Source organism: Burkholderia sp. 22PA0099 (assembly GCF_047497165.1).
In the GTDB taxonomy this organism is placed as follows: Bacteria; Pseudomonadota; Gammaproteobacteria; order Burkholderiales; family Burkholderiaceae; genus Burkholderia.
Genome location: NZ_CP163165.1, coordinates 2,717,509 through 2,737,037, shown reverse-complemented (window position 1 = coordinate 2,737,037; position 19,529 = coordinate 2,717,509). Strand labels below are relative to the sequence as shown.

The window sequence follows — 19,529 nt, the reverse complement described above, 5'->3', positions numbered from 1 at the left end:
TCGCAGTCTCGGTGAACGTCCTGATTTTGAGAAAAGAAGCGATCCAGACACAATGGCGGCACAGCGTCGCATCGTGTCGAGTCGTGCCGGTTTCGACCGGAAAAGCGAGGGGCGGCAGCCGCCGCCGCCGCACTGCGGGGTGCTATGAGAATTGCTGTATTGGATGACGACGAAGCGCAAACCGATTTCGTCAGCCAGACGCTGACCGCGGTCGGCCATACCTGCTATGCCTTCAGCGAGGGCAAGGTGCTGAAGAAGCGCCTGCAGCGCGAAACCTTCGACCTGCTGGTGCTGGACTGGAACGTGCCGGACCTGTCGGGCGAGGAACTGCTGAAGTGGGTGCGCGAGCAGCAGGTCGAGCACCGGCTGCCGATCATCTTCATGACGAGCCGCGACGACGAGGCCGGCATCACCGCGATCCTGAACGCCGGCGCGGACGATTACGTGGTCAAGCCGGTATCGGGCGGCATCCTGCGCGCGCGCATCGGGTCGCTGCTGCGCCGCGCCTATCCGGCCCGTTCCGAATCGATCGTGCGCGAGTTCGACAACTATCGGTTCGACACGAACCTGAAGCAGGCCTTCGTCGGCGATCAGCCGGTCAGCCTGACGCAGAAGGAATTCGACCTGGCGCTGCTGCTGTTCCAGCACGTCGATCAGCCGCTGTCGCGCGCGCACATTCTCGATCTGGTCTGGAAGCAGGCCACCGATATCCCGTCGCGGACCATGGATACCCACGTCTCGATGCTGCGCACCAAGCTCGCGCTGCGGCCCGAGAACGGCTACCGGCTCGCGCCGATCTACGGCTACGGCTACCGGCTCGAACGGCTGCCACTGGACGCCGCCGAATGACGGGCGCGCCGGCCGCGCGACGCGGCGGATTGCGCGCGATCGCGATGGGGTGCGTGGCTTTGTGCGGCTCGCTCGCCGTGGCGGGCGCGGCCGCGCAGGCGATAGCGGGGCGCGGGGTGGGCGCCACCGTGCCGTATGTCACGCACGACGGCGACACGCTCTACGCGATCTCGCAGCAGTATCTGCAAGGCGCCGACGACTGGCGGCAGGTCGCGCGCCTGAACGGTGTGCCCGCGCCGAAGCGGCTGCAACGCGGCCTCGCCATCCGGCTGCCGGCCGCGCGACTGCGCACGGTGCTGCTCGCAGCGCGTCCGGTGGCGATGCACGGCGCGGTCGAGCGCGCCGGCCGCACCACGGCGTTCGGCCCGCTCGCGGCCGACGCGACGCTCGGCGAAGGCGACCGGCTGCGCACCGGCGCGGACGGCTTCGTCACGCTCGAACTGACCGACGGTACGCATCTGAGCCTGCCGCCCGACAGTGAAATCGGCCTCACCGCGCTCCATCGCACGGTGCTGACCCAGACGCTGTCGCGCACCATCGACCTGAAACGCGGCTCGGTCGACAGCGACGTCACGCACATGAAGCGGCCCGACGACCGGTTCCAGATCCGTTCGCCGTCGGTGGTGGCCGGCGTGCGCGGCACGCGCTTTCGCGTGAACTACGATGCGCTCGGCGACACGCGCACGCGCGTCGAGGTGCTGGCCGGCACGGTCGGCGTCGGGCCGGCGCGACGCCTCGATCCGACGCTGGTGCATGCCAATTTCGGCAGCATCGCGGCCGCCGACGGGCAGGTCGACGCGCCGGTGCCGCTGCTCGATGCGCCCACGCTCGTCAAGCCGGGCCGCGTGCAGGACGAGGTGCAGGTCGGCTTCGATCTGGTGCCGCCGGCGGGCGGGCAGGCTTACCACGTGCAGATCGCGAGCGACGCCGGGTTTCTCGACGTGCTGCGTGAACTGCGCGTCGCGACGCCGCAGGCGCGCTTCGACGGCGTGCCCGACGGCAGTTATTTCGTGCGCATCGCGGCGATCGACGCGAACGGGCTGGAAGGGCAAGTCCGCACCTACGGTTTCGAGCGGCGGCGCTTCGACCTGCATGCCGAGGCCGGGCCGGCCAGCGGCGGCTACGCATTCCGCTGGATGCCCGGCCGCGCGGCGGCGGGCGTGACCACGCGTTACCGGTTCGTGCTGTCGGCGTCGGCGGATCTGTCGAACCCGATCGTCGATCAGCCGGGGATGGCCGACACGCGCATGGTGATCGCGCATCTGCCGCCGGGCGACTACTACTGGAGCGTGAGCGCCGAGCAGTTCGACGGCGGTCGTTTCTACGAGAAGGCGGGCACCGTCAACAGCTTCACGCTGGCCCGCTGACGCGCGACGATGAAGCTTGCCGAAGGTTTGCTGCCCGAGTCCGGGTCCGTGCCCCCCTCGGGCCTTGCGCCCGAGCCCGGCCCGCGCCGGCGGCGTCCGCTCGGCCGACGCTTCCTGATCGAATGGCTTGCGATCGGCTGCCTCGGCGTGGCGGCCGTGTTCGCCGGCGTGTTCTGGCAGGCCACGGCCGGCGTGGATCGGCTCGTCTACGACCGCCTGCTCGGCGCGCGCAGCCTGGCGCTCGATCCCGACATCGCCGTGATCGAGATCGACAACCCCAGCATCGAGCGGCTCGGCCGCTGGCCGTGGGCGCGCGATGTCCATGCGCGGCTGCTCGACGCGCTCGCGCGCGCCAGGCCGGCCGCGGTGGCGTACGACGTGCTGTTCGTCGAGCCGTCGGCCGACGATGCGCCGTTGGCCGCGGCGCTCGCGCGCGTGCCGACCTGGCTGCCGGTGCTGCTGAGTGCCGAGAACGCGGCCGGCGCGCGCGACGTGACGCCGCCGGTGCCGGCGCTGGCCGAACGCGCGGCGGGGCTCGGCCATATCAACTTCGAGGTCGATCCGGACGGCATCGTGCGCAGCGTGGCGCTGACCGAAAGCGACGGGCGGCGCGACTGGCCGCAACTGATGCTGTCGGCGGCGCGCGGGCTGGCGCCGGCTTCGCCGCTGATCCATGCGCCGCTGCCCGAGGCGGGCCGCTATCTGATTCCGTTCAGTGGCGCGACGCCGCGCTATCCGGCGTATTCGCTGGCCGACGTGCTGGCCGGCAAGGTGCCCGACGCCGCGCTGCGCGGCAAGCTGGTGCTGGTCGGCGTGACGGCATCGGGGCTCTACGACCGCTTCGCCACGCCGATTTCGGGTGAATTCGGCCCGCTGCCGGGCGTCGAGCTGCACGCCACCGTGCTCGACATGCTGCTGACCGGCCGCACCATCTCGCCGGCCTCGCGCGGCTGGCTGTTCGCCGCCTCGCTGCCGCCGCTGGCCGCGCTGCTGGCCGGCATCCTGCTGCTGTCGCCGCGACGCGCGCTGCTGCTGGCGGTGTCGCTGACGCTGGCCTGCGTGGCCGCCAGCGCCGCGCTGCTGTCGGGCGCGCGGCTCTGGCTCACGCCCGCGCCGGCGATCCTCGGCCTGATCGTGGTGTATCCGGTGTGGAACTGGCGGCGGCTCGAAATGACGATGCGCTACCTGCGCGGCGAGCTCGAACGGCTTGCGGCTGAGCCGCATCTGCTGCCCGAGGTGCCGCGCGACCCGGCCGCGCGCGGCCGTTTCGGCGGTGACGTGCTGGAGCGCCAGATGAACCTGATGGCGCAGGCCGCGCAGCGCGTGCAGGACATGAAGCGGTTCGTCTGGGACAGCCTCGACAGCATGCCCGAGCCGATCTTCGTGACCGACGTGGCCGGCATCGTGCTGATCGCCAACCACGCGGCCAAGTGCTATTGCGCGCGGGTGCGGGTGGCCGCGCCGGAAGGGCGGCCGCTGCGTGCCGCGCTCGGCGAGCTGGCCTTCGTCAAGACGGTGGCGCATCCGGAGCACGACGCAGCGCTGCGCGTGGCCTGGCCCGACGCGCTCGATCCGACGCGCGGCCAGGCCCCGGCGCTGCTCGAAAGCGGCCTGGAGGTGCGTGATGTCGACGGTTTCGACCATCTGCTACGCTACGCGCCGTGTACCAATGCCGAGGGGCGCGCGAGCGGCTGGATCGCTGGGCTGGTGGACGTCAGCACGCTGCACGCGGCCGAGCGGCAGCGCGAGGAAGCGCTGCATCTGCTGTCGCACGACATGCGCTCGCCGCAGGCGTCGATCCTCGCGCTGTTGCAGTTCGAGCGCCAGCGCGCCGATGCGCCGGCCGCGCAGGCCGAATTGTTCGGCCGCATCGAGCGCCATGCGCGGCGCGCCTTGTCGCTGGCCGACGAGTTCGTGCATCTGGCCCGCGCGGAATCGCAGACCTACCGGATCGACGCGACGAATTTCGCCGATCTGCTGATCGACGCCAGCGACGAGGTGTGGCCGCAGGCGCAGGCCAAGCGAATCCGCATCGACGCGCAGGCCGGCGCCGAGCCTTGCTGGATCGGCGCCGACCGCTCGCTGATGACGCGCGCGCTCGTGAACGTGCTCAACAACGCGGTCAAGTACAGCCCGGCCGATACGCTGATCACGTGCCGCTTCACCGCCGAGCCGTCGCCGCCGCGCGTGACCTGCACGATCCGCGACCAGGGCTACGGCATCGCGCCCGAGGATCAGCCGCATCTGTTCGAGCGGTTCCGGCGCTTTCACGCGAGCGAGCGGCCCGAGGTGACGGGCGCGGGGCTCGGCATGGTATTCGTCAAGACGGTCGTGATGCGCCACGGTGGCAGCATCGCGGTGGAGAGTGCGGTGGGCGCCGGCACGGCGATCTCGATCACGCTGCCACGGCTCGACGAGCCGGGCGAATGAAGCAGGCGAATGAACCAGGATGAGCGGGGCGGCATGACGCAACAGAGGCTTACAGCAAGCCACGCGAGGAGAACGGGAATGAAAACGATTCGGGCGATGGGAATCATGAGCGCCGGCTTCGCGGTGGCGCTGCTGGCCGGTTGCGCCGCGCCGACCACCGGCGTCAGCGTGACCGGGCAGCCGGCCGGCTTCGGCACCGCCGGGCAGACCTACGAACTGACGCGCACCGAGGCACAGGACGGCAACGCGCAGTACGCGCGCGTCGAGACGCTGGTGCGCGACGCGCTGGCGCACGACGGCTACCGGCAGGCCGACGCGGGGCAGGCGGCGCGCTACCGGCTCGCGATCGCCTACGCGACGCAGCCGGCCGGGCTCGCGCTCGGCGCGCCGTGCCCGATGGACAGCGGGCCGTGCTCCGATGCGCCGGGCTTGCGCGTCGACGGCTCCGCGCCGTTTCCGCTGCCGTTCGCGGGGCCGATCTATCGGCATCTGCTGACGCTGCGTTTCGTCGATCGCCGCACGGGGGCCACGGCCTATCAGGTCACGGCCGCCGCGCGCGACCGCCAACCCGATGCGCTCGCCGCGATGCCGTTGCTGGTGCGCAGCGCGCTGGCCAAGCTGCCGTTCGACGATGCGCGCGGCTGGCTGGTGAAGACGCGGCCCGATCCGGCGGGCGGCCTGCCCGGCGTGGTGTCGGTGAAACCGGCTGCCGCTGCGCAGTAAGCCGGGGCCGCACAGTAAAAAACGCCGCATGAAGCGGCGTTTTTTATGCTGTCCGCGTTGGAAAACGCGGTTGAACAGGGCGGGGCTTTACACCGACTGATGCGTGCCGCGTTCGCGCAGGTATTGCTCGAACTCGTCGCGCACTTCCGGGTGGCGCAAGGCGAACTCGACCGTCGCCTTCAGATAGCCGAGCTTGCTGCCGCAGTCGAAGCGCGTGCCTTGATACTTGTAGGCCAGCACTTGTTCGTCGGCGAGCAGCGCCTCGATCGCGTCGGTGAGCTGCAACTCGCCGCCGGCGCCGGGCTTGATCGAACGCAGGTGTTCGAAGATGCGCGGCTTCAGGATGTAGCGGCCGACCACGCCGAGGTTCGACGGCGCGTCTTCGGGCGCCGGCTTCTCGATGATGCCCGACAGCTTGATGATCGAGTCTTCCCACTCCTTGCCGTCGACGATGCCGTACGAGCGCGTTTCGCTCGGGGGGATCTCTTCGACGCCGATGATCGAGCTGTGATAGTGATCGAACGTATCGACCATCTGCTTCATGACGGGCGGTTGCCCGTCGAGCAGGTCGTCGGCGAGGATCACGGCGAACGGGTTGTCGCCCACCAGCTTTTCGGCGCACAACACGGCGTGACCGAGGCCGAGCGCTTCCGGCTGACGCACGTAGAAGCAATCGACGTTGGCCGGCTTGATGCTGCGCACCAGGTCGAGCAGCTTTTCCTTGCCGCGCGCTTCGAGTTCGGCTTCGACTTCGTACGACTTGTCGAAGTGATCCTCGATCGCGCGCTTGCTGCGGCCGGTCACGAAGATCATTTCCGTGATGCCGGCCGCGATCGCTTCCTCGACGGCGTACTGGATCAGGGGCTTGTCGACGACGGGCAGCATTTCCTTCGGGCTTGCCTTCGTCGCCGGCAGAAAGCGGGTGCCGAGGCCGGCAACCGGGAATACCGCCTTAGTGACTTTCAGCATGTGATCGACCTTTCATCTGGGGTTGTATCGTCCGTGCCGCCCATGTTGATTGGGCTGGCACGGTCTGTGCAAGCGGCCTTACCGTTTGTTACGCCGGCAGCCGCGCAAGCTGCGCCGCCAGTTTTTCGAGCGTCACGCGGAATTCCGCGATGCGCTTTTGCTCCTGTTCGACCACGGCCGGCGGGGCTTTCGCGACGAATGCCTCGTTGCCGAGCTTGGCTTCACACTTGCGGATTTCGTTCTCCAAACGCGCGACTTCCTTCGACAGGCGTTCGCGTTCGGCCTTCACGTCGATCTCCACCTTCAGCACCAGCTTGCTGGCGCCGACGATGGCGATCGGCGCGCCCTGGCCTTCGGCGTCGAGCGTGGCTTCGTCGGCCACGATCGTCACGTCGGACAGGCGCGCCAGCGCCTTCAGGTACGGCGCGAAGCCGGCCAGGCGGTCGAGATCGCCGGTGGCGAGCAACGGCACGCGGGTGGCCGGCGAGAGGTTCATCTCGCCGCGCAGGTTGCGGCAGGCGTCCACCACGGCCTTCAGGTCGGCGGCCCATTGCTCGGCCGTGTCGTCGAGCTTCGAGAGATCGGCGACCGGGTAGGCCTGCACCATCAGCGAGGCTTCGCCCTCGGCCTGGCCTGCCGGGTAGCGGCCGGCGAGCGGCGCCACCTTCTGCCACAGCGCTTCCGTGATGAACGGGATCACCGGGTGCGCCAGACGCAGCACCGTTTCGAGCACGCGCAGCAGCGTGCGGCGCGTGGCGCGCTGCTGCTCCGGCGTGCCGTTTTGGATCTGCACCTTGGCCAGCTCGACGTACCAGTCGCAGTATTCGTCCCAGACGAACTTGTAGATGCTGTTGGCGATGTTGTCGAAGCGGTAATCGTCGAAGCCCTTGGCGATGTCGGCTTCCACGCGTTGCAGCAGCGAGACGATCCAGCGGTCGGCCGCCGAGAAATCGAGGTAGCCGCCGGGGCCGCAATCGCCCGCGCCGCACAGTTCCGGCTTGGCGGTGCCGCAGTCGTGGCCTTCGCAGTTCATCAGCACGAAGCGCGTGGCGTTCCACAGCTTGTTGCAGAAGTTGCGGTAGCCCTCGCAGCGCGCCAGGTCGAAGTTGACGTTGCGGCCGAGCGTGGCCATCGACGCCATCGTGAAGCGCAGCGCGTCGGTGCCGAACGCCGGAATGCCGTCGGCGAATTCCTTGCGGGTTTTCTTCTCGATGCTGGCGGCCTGCTTCGGGTTCATCAGGCCGGTGGTGCGCTTGGCGACCAGGTCTTCCAGCGCGATGCCGTCGATGATGTCGAGCGGGTCGAGCGTGTTGCCCTTGCTCTTCGACATCTTCTGGCCTTCCGCGTCGCGCACCAGGCCGTGCATGTAGACGGTGTGGAACGGCACCTTGCCGGTGAAATGCGTCGTCATCATGACCATCCGGGCAACCCAGAAGAAAATGATGTCGAAGCCGCTGACGAGCACCGAGGACGGCAGGAAGTGCTGGAGTTCGGGCGTTTCGTTCGGCCAGCCGAGCGAGGAGAACGGCACCAGCGCCGATGAGAACCAGGTGTCGAGCACGTCCTCGTCGCGCTTGAGCGCGCCGCCGTAGCCGGCGGCCGCGGCCTTGGCGCGCGCGCCGGCCTCGTCGCGGGCGACGAAGATCTCGCCGTTCTCGCCATACCACGCCGGGATCTGGTGGCCCCACCAGAGCTGGCGCGAGATGCACCAATCCTGGATGTTCTCGAGCCACTGGTAGTAGGTGGTGGTCCAGTTGTCGGGCACGAACTTGATGCTGCCGTCGCGCACCACGTCGAGCGACACCTCGGTGATCGACTTGCCCGGATGGAAGCTGCCTTCCGGCGCCGGCTTGGTCATCGCGACGAACCACTGGTCGGTCAGCATCGGCTCGATCACCACGCCGGTGCGATCGCCGCGCGGCACCATCAGCTTGTGCGGCTTGACCGAATCGAGCGCGCCGAGCGCTTCCAGATCGGCCACCACGCGCTTGCGCGCCTCGAAGCGGTCGAGGCCGCGATAGGCGGGCGGCGCGTTGTCGTTGATCTTCGCGTCGAGCGTGAGGATTTCGATCTGCGCAAGCTGGTGGCGCTGGCCGACCTGGTAGTCGTTCTGATCGTGCGCGGGCGTGACCTTCACCACGCCGGTGCCGAATTCGCGATCGACGTAATCGTCGGCGATGATCGGGATCTCGCGATCGCACAGCGGCAGGCGCACCGACTGGCCGATCAGGTGGCGGTAGCGCTCGTCTTCCGGGTGGACCATCACGGCCACGTCGCCGAGCAGGGTTTCCGGGCGCGTGGTGGCGACCGTCAGGTGGCCGTCGCCCGAGGCGAGCGGGTAGTTGATGTGCCAGAGGCTGCCGTTTTCTTCCTCGCTGACCACCTCGAGATCGGACACGGCCGTCATCAGCACCGGATCCCAGTTGACGAGGCGCTTGCCGCGATAGATGAGGCCCTGTTCGTAAAGCTGCACGAACACTTCGCGCACGACCGACGAGAGCTTGTCGTCCATCGTGAAATATTCGCGGCTCCAATCGGTCGACGCGCCGATCCGGCGCACCTGGTTGGTGATCGTGGAGCCCGATTTTTCCTTCCACTCCCACACGCGCTCGACGAACTTCTCGCGGCCGAGGTCGTGGCGGGAGATTTTCTGCGCGTCGAGCTGGCGCTCCACGACGATCTGCGTGGCGATGCCGGCGTGGTCGGTGCCCGGCACCCACAGCGTGTTGTCGCCGCGCATGCGGTGGTAGCGGGCCAGGCCGTCCATGATGGTCTGGTTGAACGCGTGGCCCATGTGCAGGGTGCCCGTGACGTTCGGCGGCGGGAGCTGGATCGCGAAATCGGGTTTGGCCGGGTCGAACGCCGGGGCGGCATAGCCGCGCTTTTCCCATTCCGGCCCCCAATGGGATTCGATGGTCTGGGGCTCGAAACTCTTCGCCAGCGTGCTGTCGTCGCTCATGGTTGGAAATGCCTGAAGGAATGCGTGATTGATGCGGAAACCGTGAATTATAAATGGATGCGCATCGCCCGGGAGCGCGAGGGTGCGTGCGGGCTCGCCGAGGCAGCGCAAATCGCCGCGCCGATGCGCCGGCGCCAGCGCGGCGGCGGCACGCGCAACCGCTCTATAATGTCCGGCCTGTCTGACCTCCCACCGTCCGCCTCCCGCTTTATGCCCGATCTGCTCGCGAACCTGAACCCCGAACAATATGCCGCCGTCACGCTGCCCAACGAGCCCGCGCTGATCCTCGCCGGTGCGGGCAGCGGCAAGACACGCGTGCTGATCACGCGGATCGCCTGGCTGATCCAGCAAGGCCTCGCGTCGCCGCCCACCGTGCTGGCCGTCACGTTTACGAATAAAGCCGCGCGCGAAATGCTGACGCGGCTGTCGGCGATGATGCCGATCGACACGCGCGGCATGTGGATCGGCACGTTCCACGGGCTGTGCAACCGCATGCTGCGCGCGCATTACCGCGACGCGGGGCTGCCGCAAACCTTTCAGATCCTGGACACGGCCGATCAACTGTCGGCGATCAAGCGCCTGATGAAGGCCTCGAACATCGACGACGAGAAATATCCGCCGAAGAACGTCCAGTACTTCATCAACAACGCGAAAGAGCAAGGGCTGCGCCCGGACAAGGTCGAGGCCACCGACAACTTCAACCGGATGTTCGTCGAGCTGTACCAGGCCTACGACCAGCAATGCCAGCGCGAGGGCGTGGTCGATTTCCCCGAGCTGCTGCTGCGCTGCTACGAGCTGCTGATGTTCAACCCGCCGCTGCGCGCGCATTACCAGTCGCGCTTCCGGCAGATCCTGGTGGACGAGTTCCAGGATACGAACAAGCTGCAATACGCCTGGCTCAAGCTGCTGGCCGGCTCGGAAAACGCGATCTTCGCGGTGGGCGACGACGATCAGTCGATCTACGCGTTCCGTGGCGCGAACGTCGGCAACATGCGCGACTTCGAGGACGAATTCCGGGTCCGCAACCTGATCAAGCTCGAACAGAACTACCGCTCGCACGGCAACATCCTCGATGCGGCCAATCACCTGATCGCGCACAACTCGCACCGGCTCGGCAAGAACCTGCGCACCGATGCCGGGCACGGCGAGCCGGTGCGCGTGTACGAGGCGGCCACCGATTCCCAGGAAGCCGGCTGGATCGTCGAGGAAATCCGCTCGCTGATCACCACCGGCATGGCGCGCAGCGAAGTGGCGGTGCTCTATCGCAGCAATGCGCAGTCGCGCGCGATCGAGCACACCCTGATGACGGCCGGCATCGCCTATCGCGTGTATGGCGGCCTGCGCTTCTTCGAGCGCCAGGAAATCAAGCACGCGCTGGCCTATCTGCGCCTGATCGACAACCCGAACGACGATACGGCGTTCGTGCGCGTGGTCAATTTCCCGACGCGCGGCATCGGCGCGCGCTCGATCGAGCAACTTGCCGACGCGGCGCGGCTCTACAACTGCGCGATGTCGGCCGCGATCCCTTATGTCACCGGCAAGGCCGGGTCCAGCCTTGGCGCGTTCGCGAACCTGATCGCGAAGATGCGTGCCGAGACGGCGCGCATGAGCCTGCCCGAGACGGTCGAATATGTGGTGCGCGTGAGTGGCCTCAGCGCTTTCTACGAGGGCGAGCGCGAAGGGCAGGATCGCCTGGAAAACTTGCAGGAACTGGTCAACGCGGCCACCGCGTTCGTCGGCGAGGAGGGTTACGGGCTCGATGCGCCGGCGCGTGCGGTTCCGCTGCGCCCCGGCGCGAGCGCGGCGCCCGAGATCGCCGTGGCGGGCGACGCGGCCGACACGGTGCTGGTGCCGGCCGAGCTGGGCGACCCGGCCCAGAACCCCGACACCATGACGCCGCTGGCCGGCTTCCTGTCGCACGCCTCGCTGGAGGCCGGCGACAACCAGGCGCAGGCCGGCCAGGATGCGGTGCAACTGATGACCGTGCATGCGGCCAAGGGCCTCGAATTCTCGGCCGTGTTCATCACCGGCCTGGAAGAAGGCCTGTTCCCGCACGAGAACAGCGCGCTCGAATCGGAGGGGCTGGAGGAGGAGCGCCGGCTCATGTACGTGGCGATCACGCGCGCCAAGGAGCGGCTCTACATGTCGTTCGCGCAAAGCCGCATGCTGCACGGCCAGACGCGCTACAACATCCGCTCGCGCTTTTTCGACGAGCTGCCGCAGCACGTGCTGAAGTGGCTGACGCCGCAGGTCGAGGCCGGCAGCCGCTGGGGCGGCCGTGCGGACAACGCGGGCTATGGCCGCAACTGGTTCTCGCGGCCGGGCGGCGGCAGCGGCGGCTCGCGCGAGACGGTGGTCGACGCGGCCGTGACGGCGCCGCTGCCGGCGTTCGCCAACGAGAAGCGCGCGGCCGGCAACGGCTTCCGCGTCGGCCAGGCGGTGTTTCATACCAAATTCGGCGAGGGCAAGGTCACGGCCCTCGAAGGCGACGGCGCCGATGCGAAGGCGCAGGTCCGATTCAAGCGGCACGGCGAGAAATGGCTCGCGCTGGCCGTCGCAAAACTCCAGCCGGTGGAATGATCATGACGTCTTCTCTGAGCTTCGACCGCAGCCGGCCGCTCGGCATCCTCGCCGCGCTGCCGCAGGAATTGGGCGATCTGGTCGCCGCGATGCGCGCCGAGGGCGCGGTCGAGACGATCGCGCTCGGGCAGCGCGAATACCACGTCGGCACCGCCTACGGCGTGCCCTGCGTGGTGACGCTCGCACGCGTCGGCAAGGTGGCGGCCGCCACCACGGCCACCGCGCTGATCCATCGCTTCGACGTGCGCGCGATCGTGTTCGCCGGGGTGGCCGGCGGCGTGTCGCGCGAGGTGGCGGTGGGCGACGTGGTGGTGGCGCAGGCGCTGTTGCAGCACGATCTCGACGCCTCGCCGATCTTTCCGCGCCACGAAGTGCCGCTGCTCGGCATCACGCGCTTCGCGGCCGATGCGGCGCTGTCGGCGCGGCTGCATGCGGCCTGCGACGCGTTCGTGGCCGAGCACGGCGAAGCGCTGAAGGCGCGCTTCCGGCTGCGCGGCGCGCGCGTGCATGCGGGCCTGATCATCAGCGGCGACCGGTTCGTGTCGAGCGAACCGGAAGTCGTCGCGTTGCGCGAGGCGCTGCCCGATGCGCTGGCCGTCGAAATGGAAGGCGCGGCGCTGGCGCAGGTCTGCTACGAATACGGCGTGCCGTGCGCGGTGGTGCGCACCATCTCCGACACGGCCGACGACCACGCCACGGCCTCGTTCACGAATTTCCTGGCTGAAATCGCCGCCGCCTATTCGTCGGAAATCCTGAAGGGGTTCCTGATCGGGCTGGCCGGCGCGCCGCTTGCGGCAGCCGGCGAATCCGATCCGGCGAGTGCGTTGCCGGCCTGAGAACGCCGGCCGGTTCGCGGCGCGAGCAGACGAAAAAACGCCCGGTTCACACGAACCGGGCGTTTTGCATTCGGGAAGCGCGCTCCCGCGAGGCGGCTTACGCGGCCGCCGCCCGTTTCGCCTTCTTGCCCTCGACGTCGGGCAACAGCACCGTCAGCACGCCGAGCAGCGGCAGGTAGGCGCAAAGCTGGTAGACGTACGACACGCTGGTCGCATCGGCGATGTCGCCGAGCACCGCCGCGCCGATCCCGCCCATCCCGAACGCGAGGCCGAAAAACAGGCCCGCCACCATCCCGACCTTGCCCGGAATCAGCTCCTGGGCGTAGACGAGGATCGCCGAGAACGCCGAGGCCAGCACCACGCCGATGATCACGGTCAGCACGCTGGTCCAGAACAGGTTGGCGTGCGGCAGCATCAGCGTGAACGGCGCGACGCCGAGGATCGACACCCAGATCACGACCTTGCGGCCGATACGGTCGCCGATCGGCCCGCCGATCACGGTGCCGGCCGCCACGGCGGCGAGGAAGATGAACAGGTGCAACTGCGCGGCCTGCACGCCGAGATGGAAGCGATCCATCAGGTAGAAGGTGAAGTAGCTGGTGATGCTGGCCAGATAGAAATACTTCGAGAACACCAGCATCATCAGCACGCCGAGCGCGAGCAGCACCTGCTTTCTCGACAGCGTGGCATGGCGCTCGCCGGCCTTGCGCTTCTTCAGCGACGGCTGGCGGCGGTACCAGCGGCCGATCTGCGCAAGCACCACGATCGCCACCAGCGCGGCCACCGATACCCACGCGATGCTGTGCTGGCCGTGCGGGATGATCACGAGCGCCGCGAGCAACGGCCCGAGCGAGGTGCCGGCGTTGCCGCCCACCTGGAACAGCGACTGCGCGAGGCCGTGGCGTCCGCCCGAGGCCATCCGCGCCACGCGCGACGATTCCGGATGGAACACCGACGAGCCGCAACCCACCAGGGCGGCCGCCACCAGCAGCACGCCGAAGCTCGGCGCGACCGACATCAGCAGCAGCCCCGACAGCGTGAAGCCCATGCCGACCGGCAGCGAATACGGCAGCGGCCGCTTGTCGGTATAGAGGCCCACCAGCGGTTGCAGCAGCGAGGCGGTGATCTGGTAGGTCAGCGTGATCAGGCCGATCTGCGCGAAGGACAGCGAGAAGTTGTCCTTCAGCATCGGATAGATCGCCAGGATCAACGACTGAATCATGTCGTTGAGCAGGTGGGAGAAGCTGATCGCGCCGAGCACCGGGTAATCGGTGCGGGCGGGCGCCGGCGCCGCGGTGGCGGCCGGCGTGTTGGGCAAGGGCTGAGCGGTATCGAGGCTGGTTTGCATGGCGAACGAGCGTTGGGCGGCGGGGCCGCGCGGTGTAATGGGAATTCGTAACAGCGTCACCGGAGTGTAAATTGGCTCACTCGGATTGTCAGGCCAAGTTTTGTCGCGATTCGGACATCTCGGCGGGTTCGATTCGGTGCAGCGCTCGCACAATATTTTTGTTTGCACGAATAAAAATTGCCTCCTATCAGGACAGACCCGTACTCAAGAAAAAAATCCGACCTGCCGACAATTCCTTATCCGTGACGACACGCGCGGAAAGGTCCGTGCCGCAGATCCGCGGCTGGCGGCCGTACGGTGATGCCGGAGCCGACATTTCCGGCAGCAGAATGAGTACGGGGGAAGGATGATGGGAATTTCGCTGCGCGCACGGCCGGCGACGGCAGGCATGACGTCCGGCGCCGCCGCGTCGGCCGCTTCGACACGGGGCACGCGGGCGCCGGGGCGGACCTGGTCGGTGCGGGCGACGCTGTATGCGGCGTTCGCCGTGGTGCTGGTGGGCACGCTGGCGATCGGCCTGTTCTCGCTCTGGCAGATCAGCCGGCTCGACGAATCGATCCGCTCCGTCTACGAACAGGGCCACGTCGCGAGCCAGGCGGCCGAATCGGTGCGCGGCCACGTGTTGCGCGCGAGCCGTGCGCAGAAGATGCTGCTGACGGCCACCACGGCCAAGGAGCGCGACGATCTCGGCAACGACATCACGGGCGACCTGAACGGCATCACGACCGAACTGGCCGTGCTCGACCGCTACGCCGACGCCGGCGACCGCGCCGCGCTCGACAGCTTCGCCAAGTCGGTGAAGGACTGGAGCGGCCATCTGAGCGACTTCGTCACGCTGGTCAAGCAGCAATCGCTGGATCTGTCGCAGATGAACTGGCAGGTCGGCACGCAGGACGTGAGCCTGCTGGTCGAAACGGGCAAGCTCGAAAAGCAGGTCGATACGCTGGTCGCGGCGCGCGGCGAAGCCGCCAAGGAAACGCGTGACGCCTCCACGGCGCGCTTCCACGCCTCGCTGCTGATGATCGCCGTGATGACGGCCGGGCTGATCGTGTTGGCGATCCTGATCGCCTCGTGGGTGGTGCAGCGGCTCGGCGCGCAACTGGGCGGCGAACCGGCCACGGCAAAGGTGATCGCGGCCGGCATCGCACGCGGCGACCTGACCCAGCCGGTCAAGCTCACCAAGCGCGATCGCGACAGCGTGCTGTTCGCGCTCGACGCGATGCAGCGCGAACTCGGGCAGACGGTGCGCGAGATCGCGGCCAGCGCCGAGGCGATCGCATCGGCGTCGAGCGAAATCTCCACCGGCAACCTCGATCTGTCGCAGCGCACCGAGCAGCAGGCGGTGGCGCTGGAGCGCACCTCGTCGAGCATGTCGCAACTGACTTCCACCGTGCACCAGAACGCCGAGAACGCGCGGCAGGCCAGCGCGCTGGCGCAGAACGCGTCCGACGTGGCCGAGCAGGGCGGCGAGGTGGTGGGCCGCGTGGTCAGCACCATGAACGAGATCGACGCCAGCGCCCGCAGCATTCGCGAGATCATCGGCACGATCGAGGGCATCGCGTTCCAGACCAACATCCTCGCGCTCAACGCGGCGGTCGAGGCGGCGCGCGCGGGCGAGAACGGGCGCGGCTTCTCGGTGGTGGCGAGCGAGGTGCGTTCGCTCGCGCAGCGCTCGGCCACGGCGGCCAAGGAAATCCGCCAGTTGATCGGCGCGTCGGTGGATCGCGTGGCGAACGGCGCGCAACTGGCGACCGATGCCGGCCGCACGATGGAGGACGTGGTGCGCGCGGTGCGGCGCGTGACCGACATCATCGGCGAGATTTCAGCCGCATCGACCGAACAGAGCGCCGGCATCGACGAGATCGGCCGCGCGGTCGAGCAGATGGATTCCGGCACGCAGCAGAACGCGGCGCTGGTCGAGCAGGCCGCCGCGGCGGCACGCTCGCTCGACGAGCAGGCGCAATCGCTGAAGGCGCTGGTGGGGCACTTTCGCGTGGCGGGCTGAGACGCGAAGCGCCGGGCGCCCGCTTTCGGCGGCACCAACGAAAACCCCGCGATGCGTCAGGCATCGCGGGGTTTTTTCATGGCCGCCGGGGGCGGCGCGGATCAGGAATGCGCGGGCGCGGGCGCGGGCGTGGCGGGTGCCGGCGTCTTGTGGTCCGCGCCTGCCTGCGGCTTGCCCTCGTCGACGATCACCGTGCAGGTGGTGCCGGCCGACAGCACCACGCCGTCCGGCACTTCGTCGATATGGATGCGCACCGGCACGCGCTGCGCGAGGCGCACCCAGTTGAAGGTCGGATTGACATCGGCCACCAGGTCGCGGCTTTGCGGGTTGTCGCGGTCGTAGATGCCGCGCGCGAAGCTGTCGACATGGCCCTTCAGCACGCCGCCGCTCATCAGCCGCATCTCGGCCTTCGCGCCGAGCTTCACACGCGGCAGCTTGGTTTCCTCGAAGTAGCCGTAGACCCAGAACGAATGGCTGTCGATGATCGCGAGCTTGGCGTTGCCGGCTGTCGCGTAGTCGCCCTTGAACACGTTCAGGTTGGTGATGTAGCCGTCCACCGGCGCGATCACCCGCGTGCGTTCGAGGTTCAGCTTGGCGGCGTCGAGCGCGGCGTTGGCCTGCTGGAGCTGGGCGGCGGCGCCCGAGGCGGTTTGCGCGGCGTTCTCGCGGTTTTCCTTCGACACCACGGCGGCGTCGAGATCGGCGCGGCGCGCGGCGTCCGCACGCTTCATCTGCAACTCGGACTGGCGCGCGGCCACGGCGGCCTTGGCCTGCTCGACGGCGATCTCGTAATGCGACGGATCGATCTGCATGATCAGGTCGCCCTTGTGCACGAACTGGTTGTCGCGCACCGGCAGCTCGACCACGGCGCCCGACACGTCCGGCGCGACGTTGACGATTTCGGCGCGCACCCGGCCGTCGCGGGTCCACGGCTCGTCCATGTAATGGACCCACAGCCGGTGTCCGATCAGGATCGCGACGACGAGGATCACGGCTGTCGCGACGAAGCCGAAAAGTTTTTTGAGGAGCATGGTTCGATTCATTTCAACGGTAGACGGCGAGGCTCAGGCCGCCGCAGATGCAGACAAGCAGGCTGGCGCGGAACAGCGAGGGATGCCAGACCAGCCGGTACAGGCCGGTGGCGGCCAGCACCCGGTCCAGCGCCCAGGTCAGGATGGCGCCGAGCACGAACAACAGCACGACGGTCGGCATGTACGCATCGAATACGGCGATTTCACGCGGCATCATGATGGGGCTCCCGGAGTAGGCGGCGCGGCGTTGCCGTCGAGCGCCGCGAGCGGCGAGTCACGATCGAGCAGCGCGGTGCGCACGAGATGCAGGTGACTGAGGATGCGTTGCAGGCGCTGGCGTTCCTCGGCCGGCGGCGCGAACGTGTCGAGCGCCTGGTGGGTGGCCGCGATGGCGTCGATCGTCGCGGCCAGCGCGGCGTCGAAGCGCGCCGGCTTCGGCCCGGCGAACAGCGCGCAGACCTTGCGGCGCATGGCGCGGATCGCGACGCGCCACGGCATCGAGGCCGCGTAGCGCGGATCGTCGGGCAGGCCCTTCAGTTCGTGGCGCAGGTCGATGATCGCGTTGCCGGTTTCGAGCACCGCGAACATCCAGCGCAGCGCGTCGCGCTGCACGCCCGGCTGGTCGGCCGACAGCGTGTGCGCCTGGAACATCAGGTCGCGCGCGCCGCTCTCGAAGCGGGTGCGCAGCCCGGTCAGACGGCCCTCGCAGGCCTGCACGACCTGCCGGCGCAGGTCGGCGAGCAGGTGGCGCTTGAGCCAGGGCGCGGTGGGCGGCATCAGCACCCCGAACGCGATCGCCACCACCACCATGGCCAGCACGATCGCCATGCCGTTGTTGATGAAGTCGGTCGGGTCGTAGCGCGTGATGTTGTCGGGGCCGGCCAGGAAGCTGAAGAAGATCAGGTAGCCCATGCCGTGCGCGCCGGTTTTGGGCTTCATCGTCAGCCAGATGCCGATCGACAGCAGCGGTGCGAGCGCGACGCAGAGCATCACGAAGCCGTCGATGCGCGGGTAGATCACGAACATCAGCAGCGAGCCCATCGCCACGCCGAGCGAGGCGCCCATGGCCATCTGCACGGCGGTGGTGCTCGGGCGCGGCGACGACGAGGCCAGCGCGCAGACGGCCGCCGAGTTCAGCACCAGCATCACGCCGCTCGGCCAGGTGCTGTGGATCCAGAACCAGCCCAGCAGCATCATCACGACGCCGGTGCGCAGGCCCGCGATCAACGCGGCGGTCAGGTTGGTCTTCGGTTCGAAATGTTCGATCCAGCGCTCGCGTTCGTGCGTCTCGCTGGCGAGCGACCCGTAGGTGGCGGCGTAGGCGTGCACGTCGCTGATGAAGCGGTAGAGCAACTCGGCGGCCGTGTCGAAATCGAGCAGCGGGAAATCGGGCTGCCGTTCGAGCTCGGCACGGGTGGCGCGCAGCCGCTGCGGCAGTGCGTCGCGATAGGCCAGCAGCGGCTCGGTCACGCGCGTGGCTTCGGCGGCGGTGAGCACCGGCCGGCCGTCCGGTTCGAGCAGCGGCGCGATCTCGCGGAAGTACGGCTCGATCGCGGCGATCACGGCCGTGTCATGCGCGGCGCGCAGCCGGTTCATCAACTGATGCAGCGCGTGAAAGCGGCTCGATGCGGTCATGAACTCGCTGTTCAGGCGCGTGAGCCGCCCGTTGCGCTTGCGCGATTCGTGATTCTCGAACACGGCCATGCTGCGCGCCGATTCGAAACCGATCACGTCGGCCACGAAATTCGTGTGCACCTTCTCGATTTGTGCGCGGTCGAGCTTGCCCGACAGCGCCGACGTCACGTAATCGACGAACGACGAGAAACGGCGACGCACCGTGGTGCGCATCTGCTGGCCCGTGTAGCGCGGGAACAGCAACGCGCTGACCAGCCCGGCCGAGACGATCGCCACGACGATTTCGGCCACCCGTGTGAGCGCCGTCATGAACGCCGTGTCGGGCTGCTGCGAGGCGGGCAGGCCGATCAGCGCGGCCGTGTAGCCGGCCAGCAGGAAGCCGTAGCTGCGGAAGTTGCGGTTGCGCGCGGCGCCTGCGTTGCAGATCGCCACCCACAGCGACACGGCGCTCAGGAACAGCCAGGGCTGCTGCGGGAACAGCGCGACGAAGGTCAGTGTGGCCACCAGGCCCACGAAGGTGCCCGTCAGGCGGTAGAAGCTCTTGGCCAGCACCGCGCCGCTTTGCGGCTGCATGACGATGAATACGGTGGTCATGGCCGTTTTCGGCGCGGGCAGGTCGAGCACCATCGACACGCCGATCGCGAGGAACGCGGCCGTCAGCGCCTTGACGAGGTAGAGCCAGGCGTTGCCGTCGGTGCGTGCCCAGTCGGCGAACGCGGCGGCGAGCGCCGCGAACGGGTGGCGGCCGGGCGGCGTGGCGGTGGGGGAGGACGGGGAGGCGGACATGGTCGGCGCCC

13 protein-coding genes are annotated in these 19,529 nt (G+C 68.4%); 7 read left to right on the top strand and 6 right to left on the bottom strand.

Annotated elements, in window-relative coordinates; translation table 11 throughout:
• Nucleotides 1-144: 144 nt before the first annotated feature.
• From AB4851_RS27565 to AB4851_RS27550, 4 genes are all read left to right on the top strand, one after another.
• On the top strand, nucleotides 145-849 hold the full coding sequence (locus tag AB4851_RS27565) for a response regulator transcription factor (RefSeq protein WP_414449601.1): 705 nt from the start codon (nucleotides 145-147) through the stop codon (nucleotides 847-849).
• Nucleotides 846-2,216, top strand: a complete 1,371-nt coding sequence (locus AB4851_RS27560; protein WP_414449600.1) for a FecR domain-containing protein — start codon at nucleotides 846-848, stop codon at nucleotides 2,214-2,216. The genes AB4851_RS27565 and AB4851_RS27560 overlap by 4 nt, the downstream gene beginning before the upstream one ends.
• 48 nt (nucleotides 2,217-2,264) lie before the next feature.
• The gene (locus AB4851_RS27555) at nucleotides 2,265-4,646 is read left to right on the top strand and encodes a CHASE2 domain-containing protein (protein WP_414451963.1); all 2,382 of its coding nucleotides are present in this window, start codon (nucleotides 2,265-2,267) and stop codon (nucleotides 4,644-4,646) included.
• Nucleotides 4,647-4,724: 78 nt separating this feature from the next.
• Nucleotides 4,725-5,369 carry a DUF4136 domain-containing protein gene (locus tag AB4851_RS27550; RefSeq protein ID WP_414449599.1) on the top strand — a complete coding sequence of 215 codons (645 nt, stop codon included), beginning with the start codon at nucleotides 4,725-4,727 and terminating at the stop codon, nucleotides 5,367-5,369.
• 87 nt (nucleotides 5,370-5,456) lie between these two features.
• On the opposite strand, the gene galU is transcribed toward AB4851_RS27550, so the two are convergent.
• On the bottom strand, nucleotides 5,457-6,338 hold the full coding sequence (gene galU, locus AB4851_RS27545) for a UTP--glucose-1-phosphate uridylyltransferase GalU (RefSeq protein ID WP_414444907.1): 882 nt from the start codon (nucleotides 6,336-6,338) through the stop codon (nucleotides 5,457-5,459).
• A gap of 88 nt (nucleotides 6,339-6,426) precedes the next feature.
• Nucleotides 6,427-9,297: a valine--tRNA ligase gene (locus AB4851_RS27540; protein ID WP_414449598.1), complete on the bottom strand. Its 2,871-nt coding sequence runs from the start codon at nucleotides 9,295-9,297 to the stop codon at nucleotides 6,427-6,429.
• Nucleotides 9,298-9,507: 210 nt separating this feature from the next.
• Here AB4851_RS27540 and AB4851_RS27535 point away from each other — a divergent pair, with 210 nt between their 5' ends.
• Nucleotides 9,508-11,877 (top strand): UvrD-helicase domain-containing protein, encoded by a 2,370-nt coding sequence (locus tag AB4851_RS27535; RefSeq protein WP_414449597.1) that lies wholly within the window; start codon nucleotides 9,508-9,510, stop codon nucleotides 11,875-11,877.
• A gap of 2 nt (nucleotides 11,878-11,879) precedes the next feature.
• Nucleotides 11,880-12,713 carry a 5'-methylthioadenosine/adenosylhomocysteine nucleosidase gene (locus AB4851_RS27530; RefSeq protein ID WP_414449596.1) on the top strand — a complete coding sequence of 278 codons (834 nt, stop codon included), beginning with the start codon at nucleotides 11,880-11,882 and terminating at the stop codon, nucleotides 12,711-12,713.
• Between the two features lie 97 nt (nucleotides 12,714-12,810).
• Here AB4851_RS27530 and AB4851_RS27525 read toward each other — a convergent pair whose 3' ends face one another.
• Nucleotides 12,811-14,061, bottom strand: a complete 1,251-nt coding sequence (locus AB4851_RS27525; protein ID WP_414449595.1) for an MFS transporter — start codon at nucleotides 14,059-14,061, stop codon at nucleotides 12,811-12,813.
• 346 nt (nucleotides 14,062-14,407) lie between these two features.
• On the opposite strand from AB4851_RS27525, the gene AB4851_RS27520 reads away from it, so the two are divergent.
• Nucleotides 14,408-16,066: a methyl-accepting chemotaxis protein gene (locus tag AB4851_RS27520; protein ID WP_414449594.1), complete on the top strand. Its 1,659-nt coding sequence runs from the start codon at nucleotides 14,408-14,410 to the stop codon at nucleotides 16,064-16,066.
• Nucleotides 16,067-16,167: 101 nt separating this feature from the next.
• On the opposite strand, the gene AB4851_RS27515 is transcribed toward AB4851_RS27520, so the two are convergent.
• From AB4851_RS27515 to AB4851_RS27505, 3 genes are read right to left on the bottom strand one after another with little or no spacing between them, the layout of a single operon-like run.
• Nucleotides 16,168-17,097, bottom strand: coding sequence for an efflux RND transporter periplasmic adaptor subunit (locus AB4851_RS27515; protein WP_414449593.1), 930 nt, complete (start codon nucleotides 17,095-17,097; stop codon nucleotides 16,168-16,170).
• A 13-nt stretch (nucleotides 17,098-17,110) separates the two neighbouring features.
• Entirely contained in the window at nucleotides 17,111-17,314 is a 204-nt protein-coding gene (locus AB4851_RS27510) for a DUF1656 domain-containing protein (RefSeq protein WP_206129043.1), read from the bottom strand.
• Complete coding sequence (locus AB4851_RS27505; protein WP_414449592.1) at nucleotides 17,311-19,518, bottom strand: FUSC family protein; 2,208 nt, start codon at nucleotides 19,516-19,518, stop codon at nucleotides 17,311-17,313. The genes AB4851_RS27510 and AB4851_RS27505 overlap by 4 nt, the downstream gene beginning before the upstream one ends.
• Nucleotides 19,519-19,529 lie beyond the last annotated feature (11 nt).